Origin of the sequence: Candidatus Thioglobus sp. (assembly GCA_028228555.1) — a bacterium.
In the GTDB taxonomy this organism is placed as follows: Bacteria; Pseudomonadota; Gammaproteobacteria; order PS1; family Pseudothioglobaceae; genus Thioglobus_A.
This window is the reverse complement of record JAOJBP010000008.1, coordinates 26,826-51,597: the sequence shown is the minus strand read 5'-3', so window position 1 is coordinate 51,597 and position 24,772 is coordinate 26,826. Positions and strand designations below refer to the sequence as shown.

Here is a 24,772-nt window from a genome sequence, read left to right as displayed (position 1 = left end):
ATGGATAATTCATTACTTAGTTTGTTAATTTGGCTGCCAATTTTTGGCGGTGCATTGGTTATTTGGCTGGGCAACGAGCGAGCTAATACAGCACGTTGGTTGAGTGTTTCGCTCTCTATTGTGGTGTTTATTATGTCACTGAGCTTGTACACCGAGTTTGACTCAAGCACTCATCTAATGCAATTTGAAGAGAAGGTTTCTTGGATTTCTCAGTTTGATGTTTACTATCATATTGGTGTAGATGGCATTTCAATGCCATTGATTATCCTTACAACATTTTCAAGTATTTTGGTATTGATTGCAGGTTGGGAGGTTATTCAAACGCGCCCAGCACACTATATGGCTGCATTCTTGATGATGGAAGGATTAATCATTGGTGTGTTTTCTGCACTTGACGGCATTCTTTTTTACGCATTTTGGGAAGCATCACTGATTCCAATGTTGTTGATTATTGGTGTGTGGGGTGGCGACAACCGAGTTTATGCTGCGATCAAGTTCTTCTTGTATACGTTTTTGGGCTCGGTATTTATGTTGGTATCGCTCATATATATGTACAACAAAGGTGGCTCATTTTCTATCCTAGATATGCATAATCTTAGCTTAAGTGCTAGCGAGCAAGCTTGGATTTTCTGGGCATTCTTCATGGCTTTTGCCGTTAAAGTGCCGATGTTTCCTGTACACACTTGGCTACCAGATGCGCACGTTCAAGCGCCAACGGGTGGCTCAGTTATTCTAGCAGCCATCATGCTTAAAATGGGTGGTTATGGTTTCTTTCGTTTTTCATTGCCGATCACGCCAGATGCTTCTTTAGAGTTTTCAGAAATCGTAATTATTCTTTCTTTGATTGCCATTGTTTATATTGGCTTTGTGGCTTTGGTTCAGCGCGATATGAAAAAGCTTATCGCTTATTCATCAATCTCACACATGGGTTTTGTAACACTTGGTGTCTTTGCTTTATTCCTAGCCTACACGCCAGGCGCAGCAGAAGGCGCGCTGCTTGGTCTTGAGGGTGCGATGATTCAAATGATTTCTCACGGCTTTATATCTGCTGCTATGTTCTTAGTAGTGGGTGTTTTATATGACCGTCTTCATTCAAGAGAAATCTCCACCTACGGCGGTGTAATCAACTCCATGCCTAAGTTTACAGGCTTTGCGGTGTTATTTGCTATGGCCAATGCTGGCTTGCCAGGCACCTCAGGTTTTGTGGGTGAATTTATGGTGATTCTTGGCGTGATGCAAGCTAATATTTGGTACGCTGTTTTAGCCGGAACCACGCTTATCGTTGGTGCTGCATATACTTTATGGATGGTTAAGCGCGTATTTTGGGGTGAAGTAACTAACCCAGCTGTTTCAACCTTGTCAGATATTAATGCTAGAGAGTTTGGCATCTTGGCGATACTGGCTGTTGCAGTGGTTGCGATGGGTTTATACCCACAGCCCGTGATTGACGTTATGCATGTTTCCATTGAGCACTTATTAAACCAAGCCTTAACCTCTAAACTTTAAGTATTAGCATTATGAATAATATGTACACATTTGACACATCAACTTTATGGGCTGCTTTGCCTGAAATATTCTTATTAGGTGCGATTGTGGTAGTGCTTTTATTAGACCTATTTTTAACCAAGCCTTTCAAGCAAGCTACCTATTATTTAATGCAAATTAGCTTATTCATCACAGGTGTAATGGCTTTTAATTTAATCGATCAACCGCAAACCATCATCTTTAGTGGCTCGTTTATTTTAGACAACATGGCTTCGGTCTTTAAAGTCTTCATGATTGGCTCAACTATGGTGGCTATGGTTTATACCCGCCATTATCTTATTCAGCATGCACTATTCAGAGGCGAGTATTTTGTCTTGGTACTTTTATCCGTATTAGGCATGATGGTAATGGTTTCGGGCTATAGCTTATTAACGCTATATCTCGGATTAGAAATTTTATCTTTATCACTTTACACCCTTATCGCCATTGCACGAGAGCGAGCAGGTGCGGTAGAAGCAGCACTAAAATATTTTGTGCTAGGCGCTATCGCATCAGGCTTGTTACTTTACGGCATGAGCATGATTTACGGTATTAGTGGTAGTATTAATATCACCGACATTGCTAATTTTGCTGCTAACGCCGACCTAGCTTCAAGAGAAACCCTTATTTTAAATTTTGGCCTGGTATTTTTAGTCATCGGTATTGCCTTTAAACTAGGTGCTGTGCCGTTTCATATGTGGGTGCCAGATGTCTATCAAGGTGCGCCAACTTCAGTAACGCTATTTTTATCCACCGTGCCAAAAGTAGCAGCGGTTGCTATGTTGGTTCGTATCTTGGTAGACGGTCTAGGTGCAATGCATGCTTATTGGGCAGATTTGTTTATGGTGCTAGCCGTGTTGTCTATCGCACTTGGCTCGGTAGTTGCACTGATGCAAACGAACATCAAACGTTTATTGGCGTATTCCACCATCTCGCACGTTGGCTTTATTATGCTAGGCTTTGTTACCGGTGTTATCAGTGGATATGGTGCGGCAGTTTTTTACGTATTTGTCTATATTTTGATGAGCTTAGCGGCATTTGGTATTGTTATTCTTCTGAACAAAAAAGGCTTTGAAGCGGATCAAATCTCAGACTTTAAAGGCCTTAGTAAGCACTCACCTTGGTTTGCATTAATGATGTTAGTGGTCATGCTATCCATGGCAGGTGTGCCACCTTTTATTGGCTTTTATGCCAAATTCTTTATACTGCAACAAGTCATCTCAGCTGGCTTTGTAACACTTGCAGTGGTGGCGGTGGTGTTTGCTGTGATTAGTGCTTATTATTATTTACAAATTATCAAATCCATGTACTTTGAAGAGTCTGATAAAGATATCACTATTGTTGCACCGATGGATATGCAGCTAGTTTTATCAATCAATGCAGTATTAATTTTAGTGGTTGGTATATTCCCAGATTTTTGGATAAAACTCTCTCTTTCATTGTTCTAAAGGGCTGATTGGCAATATTTGCCAAATTTTTATTAGCTTGATAAGTTTTGGTGTTTGTATGCGTTATTTGACCTATAAATTGCCAAAATTCTTATAAAAATCACGCTTTAAGCCCATAAACCAAGGTTTTTACGAGTATTTATCTAGTAAAAGTCCTTATTTGATAACAATTTGGCCCTATTTTGATTATTTCCAATATTTCTTAAAAGATAGTTTCAATAATCTGGCACTATTTCAAAGATATTCTAGTTTTAAATCAAGAAAACGCTAACCCTTGGAGTGGATTGCCTATAATGCATAAGTCATTACATGGTATTACTCATACTATTGAAATAAAAACTATTCGCACTCAACACAACACGCTCAATCAATGAAAATATTAATAAGAAACCTTCCTCGCACACTATTAGAAAACGGACTTAAAGAATTGTTTGAAGCCTATGGTGATGTGCAATCTTGCACAATCGTATTAGACAAAACAACAGGCGAATCTAAAGGTTTTGGCTTTGTCGAGATCGCAAAAGTTGGCGATGCCAAAGCAGCTATACAAGGTCTTAATGGCAAACCTGTTAATGGCAATAAGATTAGAGTCAAAAAAGCAGAAAAAACAAACGATGCTAAGTAGCTTTAAGCATTAGTAATGGGCTCGGATCAAGAAAACAATATTCATCATCAAGACCCACTCCACGGTCTTACACTCAAAACGATCGTCACTGACTTAGTACAGCATTTTGGCTGGGAAGAGTTGGCCAAGCGTATTGACATAAACTGCTTTAAGAGTAATCCTAGTATTAATTCTAGCTTAAAGTTTCTACGAAAAACCCCCTGGGCAAGACAAAAAGTTGAGCAACTGTATTTAAAGCAGTAGTTTTATTGCTATTTTTCTTTCTTATATAGCGGTATTCCGCAATTATCTTGATATAGGTCAAAATGGTTCTTGAAAAAAAACTTATTTTGATTAAACTGATTTTTTTTTGAATTAATTAGAGATCCTCATGATTAAACCGTTAAAAACTACCGTACTCAGCGCTGGCGTTACACTAGCCCTAGGCTTGTCGTTTGGTGCCAATGCACAAGTCGTCAGTCAAGTAGTTGACAGCTTAAAAAACAAAGCTATTAATGCTACTGAATCTTATGTTGAAGAGGCTAGCTTAAAAGGCTTAAACAGTATCTATGATAAAGTAGAACTTAACATAGAGTTTAACGACGGCTCACCAGAGTTTGAACTTGGCGCACTTAAAGCTTATGACGAGGCTAACCCAAATGCATTTTTGTTTAATCAAATCGGTATTAATCGTTTCGATAGTCGTACCACACTTAACTTAGGCTTAGGTTATCGAATGCTCAACGCTGATCAAACTTGGATGGGTGGCGTGAATGCCTTTTATGATCAAGAATTTCCAAATGATCACAAACGCTCAAGCATTGGTGCTGAGCTAGTCAGCTCAGCAGTACAGTTGCGAGCAAACAAATATCACGCTATTACAGGCTTTATTACTGATAAAAGTGGCACCGATCAATCAGCGCTTGATGGTGAGGATATCAGCTTAAAGCTTGCTTTGCCATATATGCCAGGTGCATTCTTTGAATACACTAAGTACAAATGGGAAGGCGTTGAAGGCGCGACAGATGCTAAAGGCAAAAAATATGCTTTAGGCGGTGCGTTATCTGATAATTTAACTTTGAATATTATTCGTACGGATTATGATAGTGCAGCAACGCCAGATAAAAATAGAATTGCACTGAGCTACAACTGGAACTTCGGTAATGAAGCCAAGCGCCCAACTCTATTTAATACAGCAGATACTGCGTACCAACTAACCAAGCTAACCACACAAAAATACGACTTAGTCAAGCGTGAAAATCGTATTGTTAAGCAGACAAAATTTAGCGCTGTTGCAAGAGGATTTTAATCATGAATAATTATAAAAAAACCATACCAACCCTTTTTGTTTTCTTACTGTTCGTCACTTGGTCTAATTTGTCCAATGCAGATGGCCCTGTTGCTTGTACCGGAGCGGGATCAAGTGCTGATAAAATTACTACTACTTTATCTGTTGGTACGCCGGAATGTCTTACAGAGCCAGATATTTATAAAATCAAAATTTATGAAATGGGCGTATGCGCAACAGCGCCAACTCTGGCCAACTTAGCAACTGCCTGTACTCCAATTAGCACAATTGCAAATGGCGGATTGATTACGGTCGCTAACGGTGTTAATTCTGCCATACCAGGCACTTTTACCCGTCCAGATAATGGCACCTACGCCTATGGCTATGTAATTATGGCACCTGAATTCCGCATCACTTCTACAAAAACCTTTAATACGACTTATAGAGGGCTCTCAGCAAATACTGGAACAACATGTTGGACGTTGGCAGGCACTACAAGAGATTCGCTAACAACAACTGCATATGATGGAAGTGGAACTTTAGTTGCAATGGATGCGGCCACAAGGACTACTTATTTGGCCGATTGTGGAAGTACGCCAGCACCAGGAGAAACTATTTATGTTCAAGATTCTTTTGGCGGTGCTGATATCTCCATCGATTCAGCAGATGCTCATGTTGGCCCTCTACCCGTTGGTGACGCTACGGTTGAAGCCTATTTAACTGACACAAATTTGGTACAGGCTACTACCTCTGCAGCTGTTGCTAGGCTGGTTGGGTTTGTTACACTTGGAGATGTAATTACTGTTAGTGATGATACCAGTACTTTTGTGAGTAGTTTTTCAGTAAGTCAAGGTTCTCAAGTTATCTGGACTGGCCTGGATTCAATAAACAATATAAGAAGCATGGGCTCGGGTCCGTTTGCTGTGAAGTTTAGTGTTGAGTAGTAATTGATAGATGGTACAGTTTTTCTTAAATAGCAACTTTGGTTGCTATTTTTTTTAGCCGTTGCTTAATTGAATTGCACCAAGCTCAGAGACTCGCTTCCAAGCATGGCCATAAATCACTTCATAGCTAGCGGGGAGCTTGCCATCTTGTCGGTAAGATTCGTACATCTGGATCATTAGCTGAAACTTATCCTTACCCATGAGTGATTTTGAGCGCGAGTTAACACTTTGTGCGCCGATGGCTTTTAAGTCTCTTAGAAGATCAATAACGCTTTGATAGGTGAGTGTTAGATGCTCCATTTCCATCACTGGAGATTGAAAGCCATTTTGTAAGAGTTGATCGCCAATGTCGTGCATGTCAGTGAAGGTATTGACATGGGTTTCGTTGTCCACCACTGACCAGCTCTTTTTTAGCTCTTTAAGGGTGTCTGGACCAAAGGTAGAGAATAGGATTAATCCATCATTTTTAAGTACTCTATGGATCTCTGAGAATAGCTGATTTAGATCAGGACACCACTGCATCATTAAACTTGAAACAACGATATCAACACTGTTATCAGCCAAAGGTAGATGACTAGCATTAGCACAAATTTTGTGGTTTGCTGGGTTATGCTTAAGAGAGTTTTGGGCAAAATCTAGGCAGATAATTTGCGAGTTCACAAAACGCTTTTCAAGCTGCTGAGACAGTAGCCCTGTACCAGCACCTAAATCAAGAATAACATCAGACTTGGTGGTAATAACATCAAGTTTTTTACTGAGTCGAGTGGCTATTTCTTTTTGCAAGAATGCATGCTCTTCATAATCACTTGAGGCTTTATTAAAAGCTGCTCTTACTTGAGACACTGCACAGCCTTATAAGTGATACCTTGTATGAGTTTTAAATAATGATCAGCACCCGATTTAATATCAAAGCCGATAATATCAATATCTGCTGTTTTAATTTTCAAACCTTCGGTTAAGGCGTTAATACGCTTATGCTGGGTTTCAGTAGTGAAGAACAAGCAAGTAACTTTCTCATCTTTGATGATTTGTTTGGCTTTTAAGATTTTATAGATGCTTAGATTTTCACCATGTTGACGACTTACACTGCCAACACTCTTAAGCTTGTAATTTTCAATAAAATGCTCAAATGCATTATTATAAGTGATTAATGGCTGGTTGGTATAGTTTGATAATTGTTGTTGAGTAGTATCTTGAAGCTCATCTAGCTTAAGTTTAAGCGCGTCTAAATTGGCAAGATAAATAGCTTTGTTTTTTGCATCAATTTTTATAAGTCTTTGGCCTAGTGCCTGAGTAAAACTGCGCATATCTTCTATATTTAACCAACTATGATGATTAACTGAGCCGGTATGTTCGTGCTCATGTTCATGCTCGTGCTCATGCTCATGCTCGTGACCTTGCTCGTCTTCACTTTGATCAACCGTTAGTACTTTATCTGCTTGAATATTACGAATAGATTTGGCTAAACCTTCTTCAAAATCAGGATGAACAATCACTACTAAATCAGCTTGTTCAAGTAAAGATATTTGTGACGGCTTTAGATGCGCATGGTGTGCTGATTGATTGCCACTCAGTAGTAATGTTGGTGTGCTAACGCCCTGAGTAAGAGCACTTACAATTGAATGAATGGGTTTAATGCTCACCACAATGTTTGGGCCGGCAAGGATATTAGTGGCAAATAGCAGGGCGATAAAAGGTAGGTGAAATTTCATGTTGGTGATTATACTATTTTTGGCAAATGAAGACAGCCCGCTTAGGTGCAGGCAATCCTTCGATGGTTAAATTGTCATCATTTGGATCTAGAAAATCTTTGATAGATTGTGTATTGTCGCCAATCCAATGTGTGGCTCGCTGCTCTTCTGGCGTGGTTTTGGTGACATCAACAAGCTTTATATTTTTAAAACCCGCTGTCTGTAGCCAAGTGTGTAGTGTGTCAGTGGATGGTAAACACCAAACATTTCGCATGCGAGCATAACGATCTTGTGGAATAATTTGATCACCATGCTGCTGGTCGATAATTAAAGTTTCTAAAATAAGTTCAGCATCATCTGTCATGACGTTCATGAGTTGTTTAAGATGCAGCATGTGATCTTTTTGGTGGTACAAAACACCCATAGAAAAAACACTGTCAAATGAAGATCCTTCAGGCATTTGCTCTAGTTTTAAAGGCAAAACATAAGCTTTTAGTGGCTGACTTATCAATGTACGAATAGCTTGGAATTGATAATTAAAGAGCAAAAATGGCTCGATACCAACAGCAATTTCAGCACCTTGCATGGCCATTAAATAGGTGAAATAGCCATTGCCAGAGCCAACATCCAAAACAGACTTACCAGCGAGTGGTTTTATATGATCCTTGATTCGATCCCATTTCATATCGCCACGCCATTCGCTCTCAAGTGCTAAATTGCCAATTTGATAAGGGCCTTTTCGCCAAGGCATAAGCTGTTTTAAAGACTGGGTTAGGTTTTCAATATCCACTTGAGTGTCAATACAAACATAAGGATGCTTAAACGTAGCTTTACCAGGCTGTATTTGTTGAATATCGGCAATTGCCCGCTCCCATTTGGGAATATTGCCATTATTTACTGAGAATGCTTGGTTTGATAATTCAACTAATTGATCACAAATAGATGATAGGATTGTCATATTACAATATTTTTCAAAATCGTTAATCATAAAAAACCAAGGTGATATAAAATATAATGGTAAAGATGAATTTTAAATTATTTGGAGATTGAAGATATGACGATTAAAACATTAACTTTTGTAGCAGCAATAACATTAGCGACTAGCATTATTGCTGGTGGTGATGACCGTGACATGGGTCCAGTAGAGTCTTTTGACTCAATGCAGCCTGTGACTGAAAAAACTGTCATTACTGAGCAAGCACCAGACACAATGACATTAAGCAAAGTGATTGGTAAAACACCCTCAGGTGTTGCGGTAACACAAAGAGCACATCAAGCTTGTCAAGATAAATTAGGCTTATCAGATTCTAACATTGCTAGATTTAAAGCTGCACTAGCGCTTGGTTCTGAATACAACACTGGTCCTATTGATTCAATGGGTACATTGTTCTCTCCAGAGCGTTGGGAAGATTACTATAACTGTATTGGACGTTTTAGCTTTAATGCTGAATCATTTAAATAGACTATAGCAAGAACAAAAAAAGCCTGCAATTGCAGGCTTTTTTTTCGTATAGAGAAAAGTTTAAATCTCTAGTAGTGAATTTTCTTTATCAGCTAATTTTGATTCTACTTCTTTAACACTGGCATCTGTTATTTTTTGAACATTTTCTTCAGCTTTTCTAGCCTCATCCTCTGAAACTTCTTTTTCTTTTAAAAGATCTTTAAAATCAGAGTTAGCGTCTCGACGAATATTACGAATTGCAATTTTGGCATTTTCAGCTTCATCTCTAACAACTTTAACTAAATTACGTCTTCGCTCTTCAGTTAATGGAGGAAGGGGGATGCGAATGACTTGACCCATGGTTTGAGGATTCAGTCCTAAGTCTGAAGTCATGATAGCTTTTTCTACTGCTGCTGACATATCCTTTTCCCAAACAGAAACCTTAAGTGTGCGTGAATCTTCAGCAACAATGTTGCCCACTTGCGATAAAGGCACCATTGATCCGTAATACTCTACTTGAACCTGCTCAAGCAGTGAAGGGTGTGCACGACCTGCTCTAATTTTTCCAAAGTTGGTTTCAAGTGATGCGATGCTTTTAGTCATACGATCTTGAGCATCTTGTTGAATTTCATTTAACATAATTAGTTCCTTACAATGGTTCCTAAGGATTCACCCTTAAGAATATTAGATAACGTGTTAGCATCTTCAAGCATGCTAAAGACACAGATTTCAATATGATGTTCACGACACATGGCAAAGGCTGAGGTATCCATAATCTGTAGATTTTTTGAAATAGCTTCATCAAAGCTTAATGTATCATAGCGCGTTGCACTAGGGTCTTTCATTGGGTCAGCAGTATAAACGCCGTCTACTTTGGTGGCTTTAAATACCGCATCTGCACCAATTTCAATAGCTCTAAGTGTGGCACCAGTATCTGTAGTAAAACAAGGAGAACCTGTACCTGCTGAGAAAATAACCACTTTGCCTTCGCTCAGTGCTTGCTTAGCTTTGTTATGATCCATTGGCTCACAAACACCACCACCAATTGGAAAGCCAGACATAACTAATACATCAACATCATTTTTACGACAAGAATCTGAAATAGCCAGTGCGTTTATGACGGTAGCGAGCATGCCCATATGATCACCAGTGACACGGTTCATGCCAGCTTGGGCTAGTGCCGCACCGCGAAAAATATTACCACCACCAACAACAATACCAATTTCCACGCCTTGATTCTGCACAGATTTAATAATGCCAACAACTTTATCTAAAGTGGCTGGATCAACAGTATTTTCAGAGCTGGCAAGTGCTTCACCGCTAAGTTTTAATAAGATGCGTTTGTATTTGTTCATGCTTAGTTTAGGTATTAGTAATAGTCATATAAAGAATAGAGTGATTTTACCTAGCTTGCTCGTTATAATGAACCCTTTGTCCGACATAATTTAACCTTGCATATGGATCAGATTAGCATACGTGGCGCTCGCGTTCACAATTTAAAGAATATTGATGTCAACATACCGAGAAATAAGCTGGTGGTCATCACAGGTTTATCTGGCTCTGGTAAGTCATCTTTGGCTTTTGATACTATTTATGCAGAAGGACAAAGGCGTTATGTTGAGTCATTGTCAGCTTACGCAAGACAGTTTTTATCTCTTATGGAAAAGCCAGATGTTGACCATATTGAAGGATTATCTCCAGCAATTTCTATTGAGCAAAAAGCCACATCGCACAACCCACGCTCAACGGTTGGCACGATCACTGAGATTTATGATTATTTAAGATTATTGTTTGCTCGCGCCGGTATTCCAAAGTGTCCAGAGCATGAGATTGATCTTCAATCACAAACCATCTCCCAAATGGTTGATAGTATTATCGCTTTGCCTGAGGGTGAAAAGATTATGCTATTAGCGCCCATCGTGCAAAATCGCAAGGGTAGTCATAAAAAATTACTAGAAGAATTATCACATCAAGGATTTTTACGCGCTAGAGTTGATGGTGAAGTGATGTATATGGACGAAATGGAAGAGTTGAATGGCAAAACCAACCATACAATTGAAATTGTTATTGATCGTCTTAAAGTTCGTGAAGATATTGCATCTCGCCTATCTGAATCATTAGAAACAGCACTTAATTTAAGCAGTGGCTTAGTTAAAGTATTGCCAATGGATGAGGAGCCAACTTGGGATGAAATGGTATTTTCTGCCAAATTTTCTTGTATTGAATGTGGCTACTCACTGACTGAATTAGAGCCAAGGCTTTTTTCTTTTAACAATCCAGTGGGCGCTTGTCCGACTTGCGATGGTTTGGGTGTTAAAGATATGTTTGACGCACACAAGGTGGTTGCAAACCCAGGGCTTAGTTTGGCCGATGGTGCAATTTATGGCTGGGGTCGCTCTAATGCTTATTTTTATCAAATCTTAATGTTGGTGGGTCAGTTTTATGGATTTGATATTGAAACTACTTATGAAGACTTAAGCGATGAGCACAAAAATATTGTACTTTATGGTAGTGGTGAAGATGAGATTGATTTTTCCAAAATAAAAGGACGTAAGGGTTGGTCGAATAAAGCCAAACCTTTTGAGGGTGTTATTCCGCGCATGATGCGTCGCTATGAAGAGAGTGAAATTCGCTCAGTTCGTGAAGAATTATCTCGCTATGTGGTCAGTCAAGATTGTAAAGAGTGTGATGGCGATCGACTGAACGAAGCAGCTAGAAATGTCTTTATTGGCGGGAAAAATTTGTCTTATATCACCAAGCTTTCCATTGCTAATATCTATGAGTTTTTAAATTCACTCGAGCTAGAAGGTTCTAGGGCCAAAATTGCTGATACGGTTTTAAAAGAAATCATCCAGCGATTGGAGTTTTTGATAAATGTTGGACTTGATTATCTAAGCCTTGATCGAAGAGCAAACTCTTTATCAGGTGGTGAGGCTCAACGAATTCGTCTGGCCAGTCAAATTGGTGCAGGACTCATGGGTGTTTTGTATGTTTTAGACGAGCCCTCTATTGGACTTCATCAGCGAGACAACCAAAAACTTTTAAACACACTGACGTATCTTCGAGATATTGGTAATACTGTAATTGTGGTTGAGCATGATGAAGATGCTATTATGCAAGCAGATTATGTAATTGATATTGGTCCTGGTGCTGGCATGCATGGTGGTGAGATTATTGCAGCTGGCACACCACAGGAAGTGGCAGACAATCCAAAATCTTTAACGGGTGATTATCTGAGTGGCAGACAAAGTATTGAGGTGCCTAGTGTACGAAAAACTTCAGATCGTTGGCTTGAAATTAAAGGCGCTAATGGCAATAACCTTAATCGGGTTGATTTGGCTATTCCTGTTGGTGTTATGACTTGTGTCACTGGTGTATCCGGATCGGGTAAATCAACATTGATTAATGATACTTTGTATGCCTTAGCAGCGCGTGATTTAAACCGTGCACAAACGATACCTGCAGAGTTTGAAAGTATTTCAGGGCTAGAGCATTTTGATAAAATCGTCAACATTGATCAAAGCCCAATTGGAAGAACACCACGCTCTAATCCAGCTACTTATACAGGCATATTTTCTTTAGTTCGTGACCTTTTTTCTCAAACGCTAGAAGCCAGAAGTCGAGGGTATAAGGCAGGGCGCTTTAGTTTTAATGTCAAAGGCGGTCGTTGTGAAGCTTGTAAAGGAGACGGGCTGATTAAAGTGGAAATGCACTTTTTGCCTGATATTTATGTGCCTTGTGATGTTTGTCATGGCGATAGGTACAACCGTGAAACTTTAGAGATTATGTACAAGGGTAAAACCATTTCACAGGTGCTAGATATGACAGTTGAAACGGCTGTAGAGTTTTTTGAACCGATGCCAAAAATTAAGCAAAAATTACAAACTCTGATGGATGTTGGTTTGTCATATATTACCTTGGGTCAAAATGCAACTACCTTATCAGGTGGTGAGGCGCAACGTATTAAGCTGGCAAAAGAATTGTCAAAACTTGATACAGGTCAAACACTCTACATTTTAGATGAACCTACAACGGGCTTACATTTTCATGACATTAAACAATTGTTATCAGTAATTAATCGACTGCGTGAAAGAGAAAATACCATTGTTATTATCGAGCACAATTTAGATGTTATTAAAACAGCTGACTGGATTGTTGATTTAGGCCCTGAAGGGGGAGACAAAGGTGGATGTATCGTGGCAACAGGTACTCCAGAAACTGTGAGCAAAGTTAAAGGATCATATACAGGGCAATACTTACAGAGTTATTTACAAAGCACCTAATTGATAATTAGTAATTTGATAATGGTAGTTTCTACCATTTTTAACTTGTTTAATTGAGATGGGTAAATACTGATACTCTGGTAAAAAATAGGCCTCTAGCTTGTCAATATCACCAATTTTTTCAATTTTAATAGCTTTAATTGTTTTTTGATTTAAGCTAATTGATTGATTGCCAGTTTTTTTATAATGATGCTGCTTGACAGACTTCCCATTAGCTACTTGGTAAAAAAATTCGGTTTTATCTGGAGTTTTCTCTAGGTCATGAGCCAGTGCTAAAAATAAACTAAGTGGATCCACAATACTACCAGGCTTGGTGTCCCAAGTTAGAGCAGTAGGCTGAGTTTTGGTTAGGTTTGATATAACCTTAAGATGTTTAGAGTTAATATTAATCGAGTAATTTTCTTTAACTTGCGAATCTTCTAACTCCATAATTTGATAACTTATATCATCAACACCCAGCTCATCAATTGTAAAAGAAGAGCTGGCAGCAGCAGAATATTTTTTAACAAGTTCAGCTATCCCCGTAGTTTTGGCGTTAGCAGTGTAGAAAAAATTATCTTCCAGTTTATGCAATGTACGAATCTCTTCTGCAATTTTTAAGCCATCAATAGATAACTGATATTTAGCAAAATGAGGCTCAAGCGCCTGAGCGCTCGCGCAAAATAGCGCTATTATAATGATTAGTGAAGTTTTTATAGACATTGGCTGTCTAATAAAGCACGATTATCTTTAAGCGATAATCGTTTCTGGGTAAAACAATGTATGACTTTAGGGAAGAGTTTATGCTCCTCTATTAAAACTCGTTTTGCGAGTGAATCAGCGGTATCATTTTTAAGGACTTTAACGTGAGATTGAGCAATAATAGGTCCACCATCTAGCTCATCAGTAACAAAATGAATACTTACGCCATGTTCGCTCTCACCAGCATCAAGAGCTCTTTGATGCGTATTAAGGCCTGTAAATTTTGGCAACAAAGAGGGGTGAATGTTAAGCATTTTTCCTGAATATTTCTGTGTAAACCCTGCGGTGAGAATACGCATAAAGCCTGCCAATATAATAATACCCGGATTATATTGATCAATAATTTGGCTTAGTTGTTGATCAAATGCTTCTCGAGTAGAGAATTTTGTGTGATTAAGTGTATGGGTGCGAATGTTTGCATCTTGGGCGCGTTTAAGCCCATAAGCTTCTTGTTTGTTGCTAATAACCGCTTGAATATCTAGATCAATCTCTTCAGCATTATCAATAATAGATTGGAGATTTGAGCCGCTTCCAGAAATTAGGACAACACCTTTCATTTAGATAATAACTTGATTACCTTCATTGGCAACGATTTCACCAATTAGCCAGGCTTTTTCACCTTGCTCATTCATATGCTGAATGACTGCTTCACTTTGATCAGCAGGCACAACAAGAACCATACCGGCACCACAATTAAATACGCGATACATTTCCATGATGTCAATATTACCATTGTCTTGTAAAAATTGGAATATTTCAGGCATCACCCAAGATTTACTGTCTAGCTTTGCAGCTAAGTGATCCGGCAATACTCTAGGAATGTTTTCTATTAGTCCGCCACCAGTGATGTGTGAAATTGCATGGACTGAGTGCTTTTCAATCAGAGATAACACTGATTTAACATAAATTTTAGTAGGCTCGATAAGCGCTTGTAATTGAGCGTCTGTCGGCTTGGATTGTTCTAAGACTTTACGAATCAGAGAATAACCATTGGAATGAGGGCCTGATGAGGCTAAGGCGACAATATGATCACCATTAGATACTTTTGAACCATCGATAACCTTGTCTTTTTCTGCAATACCAACACAAAATCCAGCTAGGTCGTATTCTTCACCTTGATACATGCCTGGCATTTCAGCAGTTTCACCACCAATTAAAGCGCATCCAGAAATTTTACAACCTTCACCAATACCGTGAATAACCGATGTAGTTAATTCAATGTTTAACTTACCAGTCGCATAATAATCGAGAAAAAATAACGGCTCAGCGCCTTGCACAATTAAGTCATTAACACACATAGCTACCAAATCAATACCAATGGTGTCATGCTTATTAAGCATTTCGGCCACCTTAAGTTTTGTACCAACACCATCTGTTCCAGAAATTAAAACTGGATTTTTGTATTTATGCATTGGCAACTCAAACATAGCGCCAAAGCCACCAAGACCCGCTAATACACCTTCACGCATGGTGGATTTTGCAATTGGTTTAATTTTTTCGATTAAGTCATTACCTTTGGTAATGTCCACACCCGAGTCTTGGTAAGTTAATGATGACATATGGTTTTTTCCGTATAATTAATTTTTTTAGATCTCAATTGAACTCGTCGAAAAATGAATTTTTCTAGTGTGCCAAATGCACTTTCAATTTTACGCATTATTTTAACAGTACCTGTTGTAATGACTTTGTTAAATGATCAATATTTTTTAGCAATGGTGTTGTTTTTTATTGCTGGTATTACAGATGGACTAGATGGCTGGATTGCTAAACGCTACTCATTTGAATCTCGCTTAGGCTCTATTCTTGATCCAGTTGCAGATAAACTACTATTAGTGAGTAGCTTTATCACGCTATATATTATTGGCTTGCTACCGATGTGGTTATTGGTGCTAGTATTTTTGCGTGATGTCATGATTGTATCTGGCACGGTAGGATGTTTTATTGGTTCTGGCAACGCTAAGGACGAACTGCTTACCCCTTCGAAGCTATCTAAAATTAATACCGCATTGCAAATTGCTTTAGTCTTATTTTTGGTTGTTATGCAGCTATATCCATTGCTGGCACAATGGAGTACGATATTTTTTATCATTGTTGCCACTTCTACAGTCTTAAGTGGTGCGGACTATATTTGGATTTGGATTGAAAAGGTCATCTCCCAAGAAAAAAAATAAGACGGAAATGATGAAACAACTTGGGCTGCCTATTTCTCTAGATACAAAGATGCTGTTAGGTAATTTTTCTGCTGAAAAAAATCAAGCATTACTTGCTTTTATTGACAATTTATTTGCTCAAGAACATTCATCAGTTGTATTTGTTTCAGGCGATAAATCTAGCGGCAAGACGCATCTCTTGCAAGGCTGTATCTTTAAAGCATTAGAGCAGAATTTAAAAGCAGTTTATGTAGATATCAGGCAAGTATTGCCCACTCATTTTTTAAATACATTGTCTGATTATGATTGGGTCTGTATTGACAATATCGATCAATTAAGTGAAATTCAGCAACAAGAGTTGTTTGATCTTTATAATCAAATTAAACAAACCAAGACTAAGCTAGTTGTTTCAGCTTCTAAGCCATCTGGCGAATTAGTCATATTAAAAGACCTTAAAACTCGATTATCGTTAGCGGTTGTTTACCGTTTAGAGCAGCTTGATGATCAAGAAAAGATTGATTTAATTCAGCGCAAAATGCAAGATAAAAATCTTAATATCGATGATAAAGTTTATGCCTATCTATTTAAAGTCTTTTCTAGGGATCTAAGCGAAGTATTATCTATGATTGATGAACTGGATCAGGAATCTTTAAGGCAAAAAAGTTCAATTTCAATTCCTTTCGTGAAGAAAGTTTTAAAAATCTAGCGTTTTTTTCTAAAATTAAACTTAGCAATTCTAGGCATAAGTTTTGAAAAAGGAATTAAAGTTAAATCTGGATAATGTACGTTAATCTTATCTACTAAGCTAGCAATATCATTAATTTTATCGCCATTATTCACTCCCATTAGCTCTTGTAAAGCCAGCAAGCCACCCATTTTTATTTTGGACTGCTGACCAACCGAAAGATTGTTGACATTATGAGTTTTTAATACGAAGTCACTATTATCTCGTAAGTGATAATAGACGGATTGACATGAATCTGACGAGTCATGATTTAAACATGAGCCAAATTCTTTTTCAGCTACACAGTCTTTGGCAGCAAATTTACAGCCACATCGTCCGCTAAGAATTAAATGTGAAAAGGGGCAAGTGAAGTGTTCATAAGCCATAACAATAGGTGTTTTGTGTATTTAATTTACATTAAGACATTATAATGTAAGCTTTTATTGCGAACGATCGAATATCTGATGAATTACCTACCTATTTTTATTGATATTAAGCAAAAGCCTTGTTTAGTGGTTGGCGGTGGTGATATTGCCTACCGAAAAATGTCACTTTTATTAAAGGCAAATGCCCAAGTAACTTGTGTTGATCAATCAGCTTGTGCAAATGTTCAAGCTTTGGCTGATCAAGACAAAATTACTCTAATCAAAAGAAACTTTGAAGCAAGTGATATAAGCTCTCAAGCCTTGATTATTTCTGCCACTAATAATACTCAAGTGAATGCCCAAGTTTCCCAATTAGCTCATAGTGCTAATATTCCAGTAAATGTGGTGGACTCTCCAGATTTGTGTTCATATATTATGCCTTCAATTGTTGACAGATCTCCAATTATAATTGCCATCTCTTCAGCAGGAAAAACACCGGTATTAGCGCGTTTAATTCGTGCAAAGTTAGAGAGTACTATTCCCCATGCTTATGGTAAATTAGCAGAGTTAGCAGGTAGTTTTAGAGACCAAGTTAAAGTAAAATTTACCAATATTGAGGATAGGCGATTTTTCTGGGAGCGGTCCTTTTCGGGCATTATTGCTGAAAAAGTATTCTCTGGAAGAATAGATGATGCTAAGGTCGCTATGCAGCAGCAACTTGATAATTCTAGCGATAGTGAAGTGGGTGAGGTGTATCTAGTGGGCGGCGGTCCAGGTGATCCTGATCTACTAACATTTAAAGCCTTGCGCCTCATGCAACAAGCAGATGTTATTTTGTATGATCGCTTAGTTTCAAAAGATGTGATGGAGTTAGTTAGGCGAGATGCTGAACTTATTTATGTTGGTAAAGAGCGTGACAATCACAGCGTACCTCAAGAGGGTATTAACCAGTTATTAGTTGATTTGGCTAAAAAAGGTAGACGCGTTTGTCGCTTAAAGGGCGGTGATCCGTTTATTTTTGGACGTGGTGGTGAGGAGATTGAAACCTTAGCTGAAAATGGCATTCCATTTCAAGTTGTACCGGGTATTACTGCAGCATCAGGTTGTTCAACTTATTCAGGTATCCCATTAACACATCGTGATTACTCACAATCTTGTCGTTTCGTAACAGGCCACCTCAAAGACGGTAGCATGAATCTACCTTGGGACGAACTAGCAGTTGAACAGCAAACTATAGTATTTTATATGGCACTTAAAGGTGCAAAGCACTTGTCAGATAAGCTTATAGAACACGGAATGCGTAGCAATATGCCAGTGGCTCTAGTTGAGAAAGGTACAACACCTGATCATCGTGTATGGACAACAACGCTAGGTGAGTTACCGACAATTGTAGCTACTCAGCCAATCAAGGCACCAACGTTAATTATTGTTGGTGAAGTTGTTAAGCTAAGAGAAAAACTTAATTGGTTTGATCCAAGTGACTAGTCTTTAGCACCCATTGATTTAAAAATTTTGCTTGCAGGACAAAACCCAGTGAAAGCAGATTGGAATAAATTAAAACCTACAAAGAAAGTTAGCCATAACCAGCTTGCTTCTGCAAACATATTGCTATTATTTATTAGTAGTGAGACCATGATAATGGCGCCTGCCATAGCGGAAACTGCGTTATTAACTTTCATTTTTTTATTCCTGTGTTTGAATGTCCCCACTATATCCTATATTAGGTATAATTTCAAATTCTTCGCGGGAGTGGTGGAATTGGTAGACACGCTGGATTTAGGTTCCAGTGTCGTAAGACGTGAGAGTTCGAGTCTCTCCTTCCGCACCATATTTATACAAGGTGACCTATGAAGACGGTTATTCTACATAGTCAAGACTTGGCAATAGCAAAACTTGTTTCTAAAAAAGTTGACGCTGTTATTCAACATAAGCGAACTCATTTTCGCTTTATCACAAATAAAATTATTGATTTAGACGCCTTGAGAGAGGTGTTTAAACTCGATTTTAATTTTGTACCTGAGTCTTTCTCGCCAGATAAAACTGCACTTTTAGTGAGTGACATGGATTCAACTTTAATCAATATTGAATGTATTGATGAAATTGCCGATTTTGCCAATTTAAAACCGCAAGTAGCAAAAATTACCGAACTGACTATGCAAGGTAAGCTTGATTTTGATGCTTCTTTGGCTCAGCGTGTTGCCTTATTAAAAGGCCTAGATGTTTCAGTTTTGGAAAAGGTTTATACGAATAAGCTTCAGGTAAATTCTGGTGGAAAGGAACTGATCGATTTTTTAAAGAGAAAGCATATCAAAAGTGCGGTAGTATCTGGTGGATTTACTTACTTTACTGATCGATTGACCAAAGATATTGGACTTGATTATTCTAGGGCTAATATTTTAGGAGTCGACAATGGCTGCTTAACTGGCATCACTCAAGGTAGTATTATTAACGCTAAAGCGAAAGCTGATTTTGTTCATGAACTGTGCCAACAGCATACATTTGACGCCATTCAAGTGATTGCTGTTGGTGATGGCGCAAATGATTTGGAGATGATGAAAGTTGCAGGATTGTCAGTTGCCTACCATGCAAAACCTATTGTGGCAAAGCAGGCGGATATCTCCATTAATGTTGGCGGATTAGATAAAATTATAGATTTATTTGATGAATAATTTAATATGTTAGTTGAACTCGGACATTTCGCATTAGTTTTAGCATTAGCGTTTACTTGTTTACAGGTTATATTGCCAACAATAGGACTTATTAAAGGTAGTTTTTCACTAGCTCAGCTATCACGCCCTATGTTGTGGGCTCAGTTCTTTTGGGTGTTAGTATCTTTTGCTGTTTTAATATATGCTTTCGTTGTAGATGATTTCTCTGTTAAGTATGTAGCTAATAATTCCAATACTGATTTGCCAGATATATTCAAAGTGTCAGCTGTGTGGGGCGCACATGAAGGATCGTTATTATTATGGGCGTTAGTATTATCGAGTTGGAGTTTAGCAGTTTCAATTTTTTCTAAACGACTGCCTAGAGATGTTCTAACTCATATTCTAATTATTCTAGGTGTCATTAGTATTGGATTTTTATTATTCCTATTACTTACCTCAAACCCATTTGAGCGATTAGATGTTATCCCTTTGCAGGGTCGAGAGCTTAATCCATTATTACAAGATTTTGGCCTTATTATTCACCCACCAATGCTATATATGGGCTATGTAGGTATGGCCATACCTTTTGCATTTGTGTTGTCCTCTCTTATTCGTGGGCAGCTTGATTCTACTTGGCTCAGGTGGTCTCGTCCTTGGACTTTGGTGGCTTGGTCATTCTTAACCTTTGGTATTACGCTGGGCTCATGGTGGGCATATTATGAGCTCGGCTGGGGCGGTTGGTGGTTCTGGGATCCAGTTGAGAATGCCTCATTTATGCCATGGTTAGTGGCAACTGCATTAGTGCATTCACTCAGTGTGAGTGAAAAGCGTGGCGCCTTTAAGCATTGGACTGTATTGTTAGCCATTGCAGGATTTTCTTTAAGTCTATTAGGTACTTTTTTAGTCAGATCAGGCATTTTAACGTCGGTTCATTCTTTTGCTTCCGACCCTGCTAGAGGTGCTTTTATTTTAGCTTTCTTAGTTGTTGTTGTCGGCGGATCATTAGCATTATATGCATGGCGTGCTTCACTGATGCGAAGCCAAAACTCTTTTTCTTGGCTATCTAGAGAGAGTGGGCTGTTGGTTAATAACATTTTGTTAGTTGCTGCTATGTTGAGTGTTTTTCTAGGCACCATGTATCCTCTATTATTAGACTCTCTAGGTTTGGGAAAAATTTCAGTGGGCGCACCGTATTTTGATGCAGTGTTTGTGCCAATCATGATTCCTGCTGTCATAGCTATGGTGATTGCTCCATTCTTACGCTGGAAAAAAGATACGATTTCTCGAATTTCGACTGTTTTAAAACCAATATGGTTGGGCGTAGGTCTGCTATTTATAGTCAGCTTTTTAATCGTTGATAATGTTTTTGTTTCGTTGGCAGTATTCTTGTTTATTTGGATTGTTCTGCATTCTTTAACACTCTTAGTAACCCGAATTCGCCAGAAAGGTTCAACCAGTCTTGCCTTTATTGGCATGATTTTAGCTCATATTGGTATTGCAATATTCTTGCTGGGGGCGACAGTTACAACACAGCTTGGTATAGAAAAAGATATAAAAATGGAAGTGGATCAGCCAATAACCATCAAAGGTTATGAATTTGTCTTTAAGGGTGTAGAGAACTTTTCTCAACAAAACTATCAAGGCAGCAAAGGTAAGGTTGAAGTTTACTTAGAAGGTGATTTGATTGCTGAATTAAACCCAGAAAAGCGTCAATATGTCACTGGTATGCCAATGACAGAAGCCGCTATTGATCCAAGTTTTTATCGAGACTTATATGTTGCCTTAGGTGAGTCTTTAGGAGACGGCGCCTGGAGTTTGAGAATTTATTATAAGCCATTGATAAGATGGATTTGGCTTGGTGGCTTGTTTATTTCATTGGGCGCTTTATTTGCAGCATTTGATAGAAGATATCGTCTGAGGGTTAAATCATGAGTATGACTATTTGGTTTGGGGTTATGTTGGCTTTATCTATAGCTTGGGTAGTATGGTTTTTAAAAAGACCATTGGCCGATAATGGCGTTGATTTAGAGCAATCAAATATTGACATTGCAAAGCAAAGAAAGATTGAGTTGCAAGCTGACCTTGCTCAGGGTTTAATTGATCAAGAGCAATTTGAACAAGCGCTTGAAGAGATATCAAATACATTAGCGTTAGAGCTTACACAAGTAAACTCTAAAACACTGAGCAAACCAAATGCTAATATTTGGATCGGTGTGGTCGTTTTACTGCTACCTATTTTCACAATCAGCGTTTATCAAAATTTAAGCAATTACACGCCAGCTAGTAAGCAAGCTGTTATTGACTTGCCGCCTTTAACGCTTGAACAAAGTGTTGTTAAGATTGAGCAACATTTAAAAGAAAACCCACAAGATGTAAAGGCTTGGAAAATGCTCGGCTTGAGTTATTTTGATTTAAATAAAATTGATGAGTCGCTTAAGGCTTATGAAAAAGCTTATCAAATCGATCCTAATGATCCTAGGTTATTAGTCGAATACGCATCTGCTTTAATCAGTTCTAATGATGACCAATTTACACCGCGTCCTATGGGATTTATCAAAAAAGCTTTAGAGATTGAGCCGAATGCGCCTGATGCACTTTACTTAGCAGGCTTGTTTGCCGCCAATGCTCAAGATTTTAATCTAGCTAAAACTTTATGGAATAAGGCGTTAAGTGTGCTACCCGAGCAAAGCGTTGATCGACAGGCGTTAATCAGTATTTTGGCAGAGTTAAATCGTGTTGAAAGTGGCGATATTAGCAATACAATAACAGTTAATGTAGTGCTTTCTGATGAAATATTAGCCAGCCGATCTGCTGATGATTATTTAATGATTTACGCTAAGGCCGCCCAAGGCAGGCCAATGCCAATTGCTATTCAAAAGTTACCAATTAAAGCCTTTAATGGTCAAGTGGTATTGAGTGATATGAATTCTGTTATGTCAGATAAGCTTTTGTCGCAATATGATGAAGCTATTGTTGTTGTGCGTATAAGTAGAACAGGTGGTGCGATGAAGCAAGCAGATGATATACAGGTTGCTAGTGAAATTATTACCATTGCAGACAATCCAAGCGTCACTCTAAATCTAAAGTAAACACATGAGTAAAACAATAAAACTAGCTCAATCTCTAATTAAAATTGATTCAGTAACGCCTAATGATAAAGGTTGTCAGACATTAATGACTGATCATCTAAAGCAGTCAAATTTTGAAATCAGCGATCTTAAATTTGAAGAGGTAGACAATTTTTGGGCCCAGCATGGTACTGGATCTCCTGTATTTGTTTTTGCTGGACATACTGATGTTGTGCCTGTGGGTGATGCCTCAAAATGGGATTTAGATCCATTTTCTGGTGAAATAAAAGACGGCATGTTGCATGGTCGTGGTGCAGCTGATATGAAAGGTTCTCTGGCAGCTATGCTAGATGCTAGTGAGCGCTTTGTAAAAGATTATCCAGATCATAAAGGTACGATTGGCTATTTAATTACCTCAGATGAAGAAGGGCCAGCTGTTAACGGCACTATTAAGGTTTGTGAACACTTAAATAACATTGGACAAAATGTTGATTATTGCTTGGTAGGAGAGCCATCAGCGACCAATATTTTAGGTGATGTAATTAAAAATGGCCGCCGAGGCTCTCTTAATGGCACACTAACGATTGTCGGCAAGCAAGGTCATATTGCTTATCCTCATTTAGCAAATAACCCAATTCATTTAGCTACTCCAGTGTTAAATGAGCTTTGCGAAGAGTTATGGGATAAGGGTAATGAATATTTCCCTGCAACCAGTTTCCAAGTATCAAACATTCACTCTGGTACTGGGGTGACCAATGTCATACCTGGCACTATTGAAGTGGTGTTTAATTTTCGTTATTCGACCGTTTCAACTCATGAAGGTTTACAAAAAAGGGTGTGTGCTATTCTAGATAAGCACAACCTCGAATATGAAATTGATTGGAATCATTCGGGCTATCCATTCTTAACACCTAAAGGCGAATTGGTAAGTGGCTGTGTTGATGCGATTAAAAAAGTTACAGGTGTTGATACTCAGCTCTCGACTTCAGGCGGCACATCTGATGGGCGTTTCATAGCACCGATTTTAAATGCTCAAGTTGTAGAGTTAGGACCTATTAATGCCACGATTCATCAAGTCAATGAGTGCGTTTCAGCCAAAGATTTAGATGATTTAAGTGAAATTTATTATCGTATTCTTAAAAATATCTTAGTTTGATATGATGCGTTTTGACGTCATCACCTTATTTCCTGACATGTTTTGTGCGATTAAGGACGAAGGTGTTGTCGCTCGAGGTATTAAAAAATTATTGCTTGAAATTCATACCTGGCAACTCAGGGATTATTCTGATAACAAGTATCGCAATGTTGACGATAAACCTTATGGTGGCGGCGCTGGTATGGTGATGCAGGTTAAGCCCATTCGAAGCTGCATTGAGCAAATAAAACAAAAAAAATCAAATTCTAAAATTATTTACTTATCACCTCAAGGCCAGAAACTCACCCATCAACTAGCCATTGAAATCTCTAAACTTGAATCAGTCACACTATTATGTGGGCGTTACGAAGGTGTGGATGAGCGCGTGATTGAGCATGACGTAGACTTAGAGGTGTCCATTGGTGATTATGTGATTAGTGGGGGTGAACTAGCCGCCATGGTTTTAATTGATAGTGTGAGCAGACATATACCCGGCGTTTTGGGTAATGCAGAATCCCTGAATGATTCATTTGCTAATGGTTTACTTGATTATCCGCACTATACTCGTCCAGAAATTATTGATGGCCAGCAAGTGCCAGAAGTTTTGCTCAGTGGACATCAGGCAAATATTGATGCTTGGCGTGAAGATCAATCACTTAAAAGCACTAAAAGAAAGCGTCAAGATCTCATTAAAAAATAGCGTTTATTTGCTTTTTTA

26 protein-coding genes and 1 tRNA gene are annotated in these 24,772 nt (G+C 38.5%); 17 read left to right on the top strand and 10 right to left on the bottom strand.

The window, feature by feature from the left end:
* The 6 genes from N9Y32_05280 to N9Y32_05255 all read left to right on the top strand — a co-directional run bounded on the left by N9Y32_05280 (position 1) and on the right by N9Y32_05255 (position 5,808).
* A complete protein-coding gene (locus N9Y32_05280; GenBank protein ID MDB2590425.1) occupies positions 1-1,506 on the top strand; it encodes an NADH-quinone oxidoreductase subunit M in 1,506 nt (501 codons plus the stop codon).
* A gap of 11 nt (positions 1,507-1,517) precedes the next feature.
* Entirely contained in the window at positions 1,518-2,972 is a 1,455-nt protein-coding gene (gene nuoN / locus N9Y32_05275) for an NADH-quinone oxidoreductase subunit NuoN (protein ID MDB2590424.1), read from the top strand.
* A 370-nt stretch (positions 2,973-3,342) separates the two neighbouring features.
* On the top strand, positions 3,343-3,597 hold the full coding sequence (locus N9Y32_05270) for an RNA-binding protein (GenBank protein MDB2590423.1): 255 nt from the start codon (positions 3,343-3,345) through the stop codon (positions 3,595-3,597).
* A 15-nt stretch (positions 3,598-3,612) separates the two neighbouring features.
* Positions 3,613-3,840 (top strand): VF530 family protein, encoded by a 228-nt coding sequence (locus N9Y32_05265; protein MDB2590422.1) that lies wholly within the window; start codon positions 3,613-3,615, stop codon positions 3,838-3,840.
* Positions 3,841-3,967: 127 nt separating this feature from the next.
* On the top strand, positions 3,968-4,885 hold the full coding sequence (locus tag N9Y32_05260; protein MDB2590421.1) for an inverse autotransporter beta domain-containing protein: 918 nt from the start codon (positions 3,968-3,970) through the stop codon (positions 4,883-4,885).
* Positions 4,886-4,887: 2 nt separating this feature from the next.
* Positions 4,888-5,808 carry a hypothetical protein gene (locus tag N9Y32_05255; protein MDB2590420.1) on the top strand — a complete coding sequence of 307 codons (921 nt, stop codon included), beginning with the start codon at positions 4,888-4,890 and terminating at the stop codon, positions 5,806-5,808.
* Between the two features lie 54 nt (positions 5,809-5,862).
* On the opposite strand, the gene bioC is transcribed toward N9Y32_05255, so the two are convergent.
* The 3 genes from bioC to cmoB are packed head-to-tail and all read right to left on the bottom strand — an operon-like array spanning position 5,863 to position 8,457.
* A complete protein-coding gene (bioC, locus tag N9Y32_05250) occupies positions 5,863-6,651 on the bottom strand; it encodes a malonyl-ACP O-methyltransferase BioC (GenBank protein MDB2590419.1) in 789 nt (262 codons plus the stop codon).
* On the bottom strand, positions 6,639-7,520 hold the full coding sequence (locus N9Y32_05245; GenBank protein ID MDB2590418.1) for a zinc ABC transporter substrate-binding protein: 882 nt from the start codon (positions 7,518-7,520) through the stop codon (positions 6,639-6,641). Before N9Y32_05245 ends, bioC begins: the two co-directional genes overlap by 13 nt.
* Positions 7,521-7,533: 13 nt before the next feature.
* Positions 7,534-8,457 (bottom strand): tRNA 5-methoxyuridine(34)/uridine 5-oxyacetic acid(34) synthase CmoB, encoded by a 924-nt coding sequence (cmoB, locus tag N9Y32_05240; protein MDB2590417.1) that lies wholly within the window; start codon positions 8,455-8,457, stop codon positions 7,534-7,536.
* Positions 8,458-8,538: 81 nt separating this feature from the next.
* Between cmoB and N9Y32_05235 the strand changes: the two genes are divergently transcribed.
* Positions 8,539-8,961, top strand: coding sequence for a hypothetical protein (locus N9Y32_05235; protein ID MDB2590416.1), 423 nt, complete (start codon positions 8,539-8,541; stop codon positions 8,959-8,961).
* A 60-nt stretch (positions 8,962-9,021) separates the two neighbouring features.
* Here the strand turns inward: N9Y32_05235 and frr are convergent, their stop codons facing one another.
* Positions 9,022-9,579, bottom strand: coding sequence for a ribosome recycling factor (gene frr / locus N9Y32_05230; protein MDB2590415.1), 558 nt, complete (start codon positions 9,577-9,579; stop codon positions 9,022-9,024).
* A 2-nt stretch (positions 9,580-9,581) separates the two neighbouring features.
* Positions 9,582-10,295 (bottom strand): UMP kinase, encoded by a 714-nt coding sequence (pyrH, locus tag N9Y32_05225; protein MDB2590414.1) that lies wholly within the window; start codon positions 10,293-10,295, stop codon positions 9,582-9,584.
* Positions 10,296-10,397: 102 nt separating this feature from the next.
* Here pyrH and uvrA point away from each other — a divergent pair, with 102 nt between their 5' ends.
* Positions 10,398-13,223: an excinuclease ABC subunit UvrA gene (uvrA, locus tag N9Y32_05220; protein ID MDB2590413.1), complete on the top strand. Its 2,826-nt coding sequence runs from the start codon at positions 10,398-10,400 to the stop codon at positions 13,221-13,223.
* Here uvrA and N9Y32_05215 read toward each other — a convergent pair.
* Genes N9Y32_05215 through purM form a run of 3 tightly spaced genes read right to left on the bottom strand, consistent with a single transcriptional unit; the run spans position 13,209 to position 15,523 of the window.
* A complete protein-coding gene (locus N9Y32_05215; GenBank protein ID MDB2590412.1) occupies positions 13,209-13,925 on the bottom strand; it encodes a DUF3108 domain-containing protein in 717 nt (238 codons plus the stop codon). The two genes, uvrA and N9Y32_05215, sit on opposite strands and share 15 nt — an antisense overlap.
* Entirely contained in the window at positions 13,916-14,521 is a 606-nt protein-coding gene (gene purN, locus N9Y32_05210) for a phosphoribosylglycinamide formyltransferase (protein ID MDB2590411.1), read from the bottom strand. Before purN ends, N9Y32_05215 begins: the two co-directional genes overlap by 10 nt.
* The gene (gene purM, locus N9Y32_05205) at positions 14,522-15,523 is read right to left on the bottom strand and encodes a phosphoribosylformylglycinamidine cyclo-ligase (protein MDB2590410.1); all 1,002 of its coding nucleotides are present in this window, start codon (positions 15,521-15,523) and stop codon (positions 14,522-14,524) included.
* A 54-nt stretch (positions 15,524-15,577) separates the two neighbouring features.
* Here purM and N9Y32_05200 point away from each other — a divergent pair, with 54 nt between their 5' ends.
* A complete protein-coding gene (locus N9Y32_05200) occupies positions 15,578-16,135 on the top strand; it encodes a CDP-alcohol phosphatidyltransferase family protein (GenBank protein ID MDB2590409.1) in 558 nt (185 codons plus the stop codon).
* A 7-nt stretch (positions 16,136-16,142) separates the two neighbouring features.
* The gene (gene hda / locus N9Y32_05195) at positions 16,143-16,820 is read left to right on the top strand and encodes a DnaA regulatory inactivator Hda (GenBank protein ID MDB2590408.1); all 678 of its coding nucleotides are present in this window, start codon (positions 16,143-16,145) and stop codon (positions 16,818-16,820) included.
* On the opposite strand, the gene N9Y32_05190 is transcribed toward hda, so the two are convergent.
* Positions 16,817-17,224: a hypothetical protein gene (locus tag N9Y32_05190; GenBank protein ID MDB2590407.1), complete on the bottom strand. Its 408-nt coding sequence runs from the start codon at positions 17,222-17,224 to the stop codon at positions 16,817-16,819. The two genes, hda and N9Y32_05190, sit on opposite strands and share 4 nt — an antisense overlap.
* 78 nt (positions 17,225-17,302) lie before the next feature.
* On the opposite strand from N9Y32_05190, the gene cysG reads away from it, so the two are divergent.
* Positions 17,303-18,688: a siroheme synthase CysG gene (cysG, locus tag N9Y32_05185; protein ID MDB2590406.1), complete on the top strand. Its 1,386-nt coding sequence runs from the start codon at positions 17,303-17,305 to the stop codon at positions 18,686-18,688.
* Here the strand turns inward: cysG and N9Y32_05180 are convergent.
* Positions 18,685-18,882, bottom strand: coding sequence for a DUF2892 domain-containing protein (locus N9Y32_05180; GenBank protein MDB2590405.1), 198 nt, complete (start codon positions 18,880-18,882; stop codon positions 18,685-18,687). The two genes, cysG and N9Y32_05180, sit on opposite strands and share 4 nt — an antisense overlap.
* Before the next feature lie 64 nt (positions 18,883-18,946).
* On the opposite strand from N9Y32_05180, the gene N9Y32_05175 reads away from it, so the two are divergent.
* The 6 genes from N9Y32_05175 (at position 18,947) to trmD (ending at position 24,754) form a co-directional block, all read left to right on the top strand.
* Positions 18,947-19,031: transfer RNA gene (locus N9Y32_05175), tRNA-Leu, on the top strand.
* Positions 19,032-19,050: 19 nt separating this feature from the next.
* Positions 19,051-19,872: a phosphoserine phosphatase SerB gene (serB, locus tag N9Y32_05170; GenBank protein MDB2590404.1), complete on the top strand. Its 822-nt coding sequence runs from the start codon at positions 19,051-19,053 to the stop codon at positions 19,870-19,872.
* 6 nt (positions 19,873-19,878) lie between these two features.
* Entirely contained in the window at positions 19,879-21,783 is a 1,905-nt protein-coding gene (locus N9Y32_05165) for a heme lyase CcmF/NrfE family subunit (GenBank protein ID MDB2590403.1), read from the top strand.
* A 2-nt stretch (positions 21,784-21,785) separates the two neighbouring features.
* Positions 21,786-22,940 (top strand): c-type cytochrome biogenesis protein CcmI, encoded by a 1,155-nt coding sequence (gene ccmI, locus N9Y32_05160; protein MDB2590402.1) that lies wholly within the window; start codon positions 21,786-21,788, stop codon positions 22,938-22,940.
* A 4-nt stretch (positions 22,941-22,944) separates the two neighbouring features.
* A complete protein-coding gene (gene dapE / locus N9Y32_05155; GenBank protein ID MDB2590401.1) occupies positions 22,945-24,075 on the top strand; it encodes a succinyl-diaminopimelate desuccinylase in 1,131 nt (376 codons plus the stop codon).
* A 4-nt stretch (positions 24,076-24,079) separates the two neighbouring features.
* Positions 24,080-24,754 carry a tRNA (guanosine(37)-N1)-methyltransferase TrmD gene (trmD, locus tag N9Y32_05150; protein MDB2590400.1) on the top strand — a complete coding sequence of 225 codons (675 nt, stop codon included), beginning with the start codon at positions 24,080-24,082 and terminating at the stop codon, positions 24,752-24,754.
* The last annotated feature ends 18 nt before the right edge of the window (positions 24,755-24,772 follow it).

Excerpts from the sequence above, each read along its gene's own strand:
- dapE (MDB2590401.1), top strand. The coding sequence starts at position 22,945 with ATGAGTAAAACAATAAAACTAGCTCAATCTCTAATTAAAATTGATTCA.
- hda (MDB2590408.1), top strand. The coding sequence starts at position 16,143 with ATGATGAAACAACTTGGGCTGCCTATTTCTCTAGATACAAAGATGCTG.
- serB (MDB2590404.1), top strand. The coding sequence starts at position 19,051 with ATGAAGACGGTTATTCTACATAGTCAAGACTTGGCAATAGCAAAACTT.
- purN (MDB2590411.1), bottom strand. The coding sequence starts at position 14,521 with ATGAAAGGTGTTGTCCTAATTTCTGGAAGCGGCTCAAATCTCCAATCT.
- cmoB (MDB2590417.1), bottom strand. The coding sequence starts at position 8,457 with ATGACAATCCTATCATCTATTTGTGATCAATTAGTTGAATTATCAAAC.
- N9Y32_05190 (MDB2590407.1), bottom strand. The coding sequence starts at position 17,224 with ATGGCTTATGAACACTTCACTTGCCCCTTTTCACATTTAATTCTTAGC.
- frr (MDB2590415.1), bottom strand. The coding sequence starts at position 9,579 with ATGTTAAATGAAATTCAACAAGATGCTCAAGATCGTATGACTAAAAGC.
- N9Y32_05280 (MDB2590425.1), top strand. The coding sequence starts at position 1 with ATGGATAATTCATTACTTAGTTTGTTAATTTGGCTGCCAATTTTTGGC.
- N9Y32_05260 (MDB2590421.1), top strand. The coding sequence starts at position 3,968 with ATGATTAAACCGTTAAAAACTACCGTACTCAGCGCTGGCGTTACACTA.
- nuoN (MDB2590424.1), top strand. The coding sequence starts at position 1,518 with ATGAATAATATGTACACATTTGACACATCAACTTTATGGGCTGCTTTG.
- N9Y32_05200 (MDB2590409.1), top strand. The coding sequence starts at position 15,578 with ATGAATTTTTCTAGTGTGCCAAATGCACTTTCAATTTTACGCATTATT.
- cysG (MDB2590406.1), top strand. The coding sequence starts at position 17,303 with ATGAATTACCTACCTATTTTTATTGATATTAAGCAAAAGCCTTGTTTA.
- pyrH (MDB2590414.1), bottom strand. The coding sequence starts at position 10,295 with ATGAACAAATACAAACGCATCTTATTAAAACTTAGCGGTGAAGCACTT.
- N9Y32_05265 (MDB2590422.1), top strand. The coding sequence starts at position 3,613 with ATGGGCTCGGATCAAGAAAACAATATTCATCATCAAGACCCACTCCAC.
- N9Y32_05215 (MDB2590412.1), bottom strand. The coding sequence starts at position 13,925 with ATGTCTATAAAAACTTCACTAATCATTATAATAGCGCTATTTTGCGCG.
- N9Y32_05245 (MDB2590418.1), bottom strand. The coding sequence starts at position 7,520 with ATGAAATTTCACCTACCTTTTATCGCCCTGCTATTTGCCACTAATATC.
- N9Y32_05255 (MDB2590420.1), top strand. The coding sequence starts at position 4,888 with ATGAATAATTATAAAAAAACCATACCAACCCTTTTTGTTTTCTTACTG.
- N9Y32_05165 (MDB2590403.1), top strand. The coding sequence starts at position 19,879 with ATGTTAGTTGAACTCGGACATTTCGCATTAGTTTTAGCATTAGCGTTT.
- trmD (MDB2590400.1), top strand. The coding sequence starts at position 24,080 with ATGCGTTTTGACGTCATCACCTTATTTCCTGACATGTTTTGTGCGATT.
- ccmI (MDB2590402.1), top strand. The coding sequence starts at position 21,786 with ATGACTATTTGGTTTGGGGTTATGTTGGCTTTATCTATAGCTTGGGTA.
- purM (MDB2590410.1), bottom strand. The coding sequence starts at position 15,523 with ATGTCATCATTAACTTACCAAGACTCGGGTGTGGACATTACCAAAGGT.
- N9Y32_05180 (MDB2590405.1), bottom strand. The coding sequence starts at position 18,882 with ATGAAAGTTAATAACGCAGTTTCCGCTATGGCAGGCGCCATTATCATG.
- N9Y32_05270 (MDB2590423.1), top strand. The coding sequence starts at position 3,343 with ATGAAAATATTAATAAGAAACCTTCCTCGCACACTATTAGAAAACGGA.
- uvrA (MDB2590413.1), top strand. The coding sequence starts at position 10,398 with ATGGATCAGATTAGCATACGTGGCGCTCGCGTTCACAATTTAAAGAAT.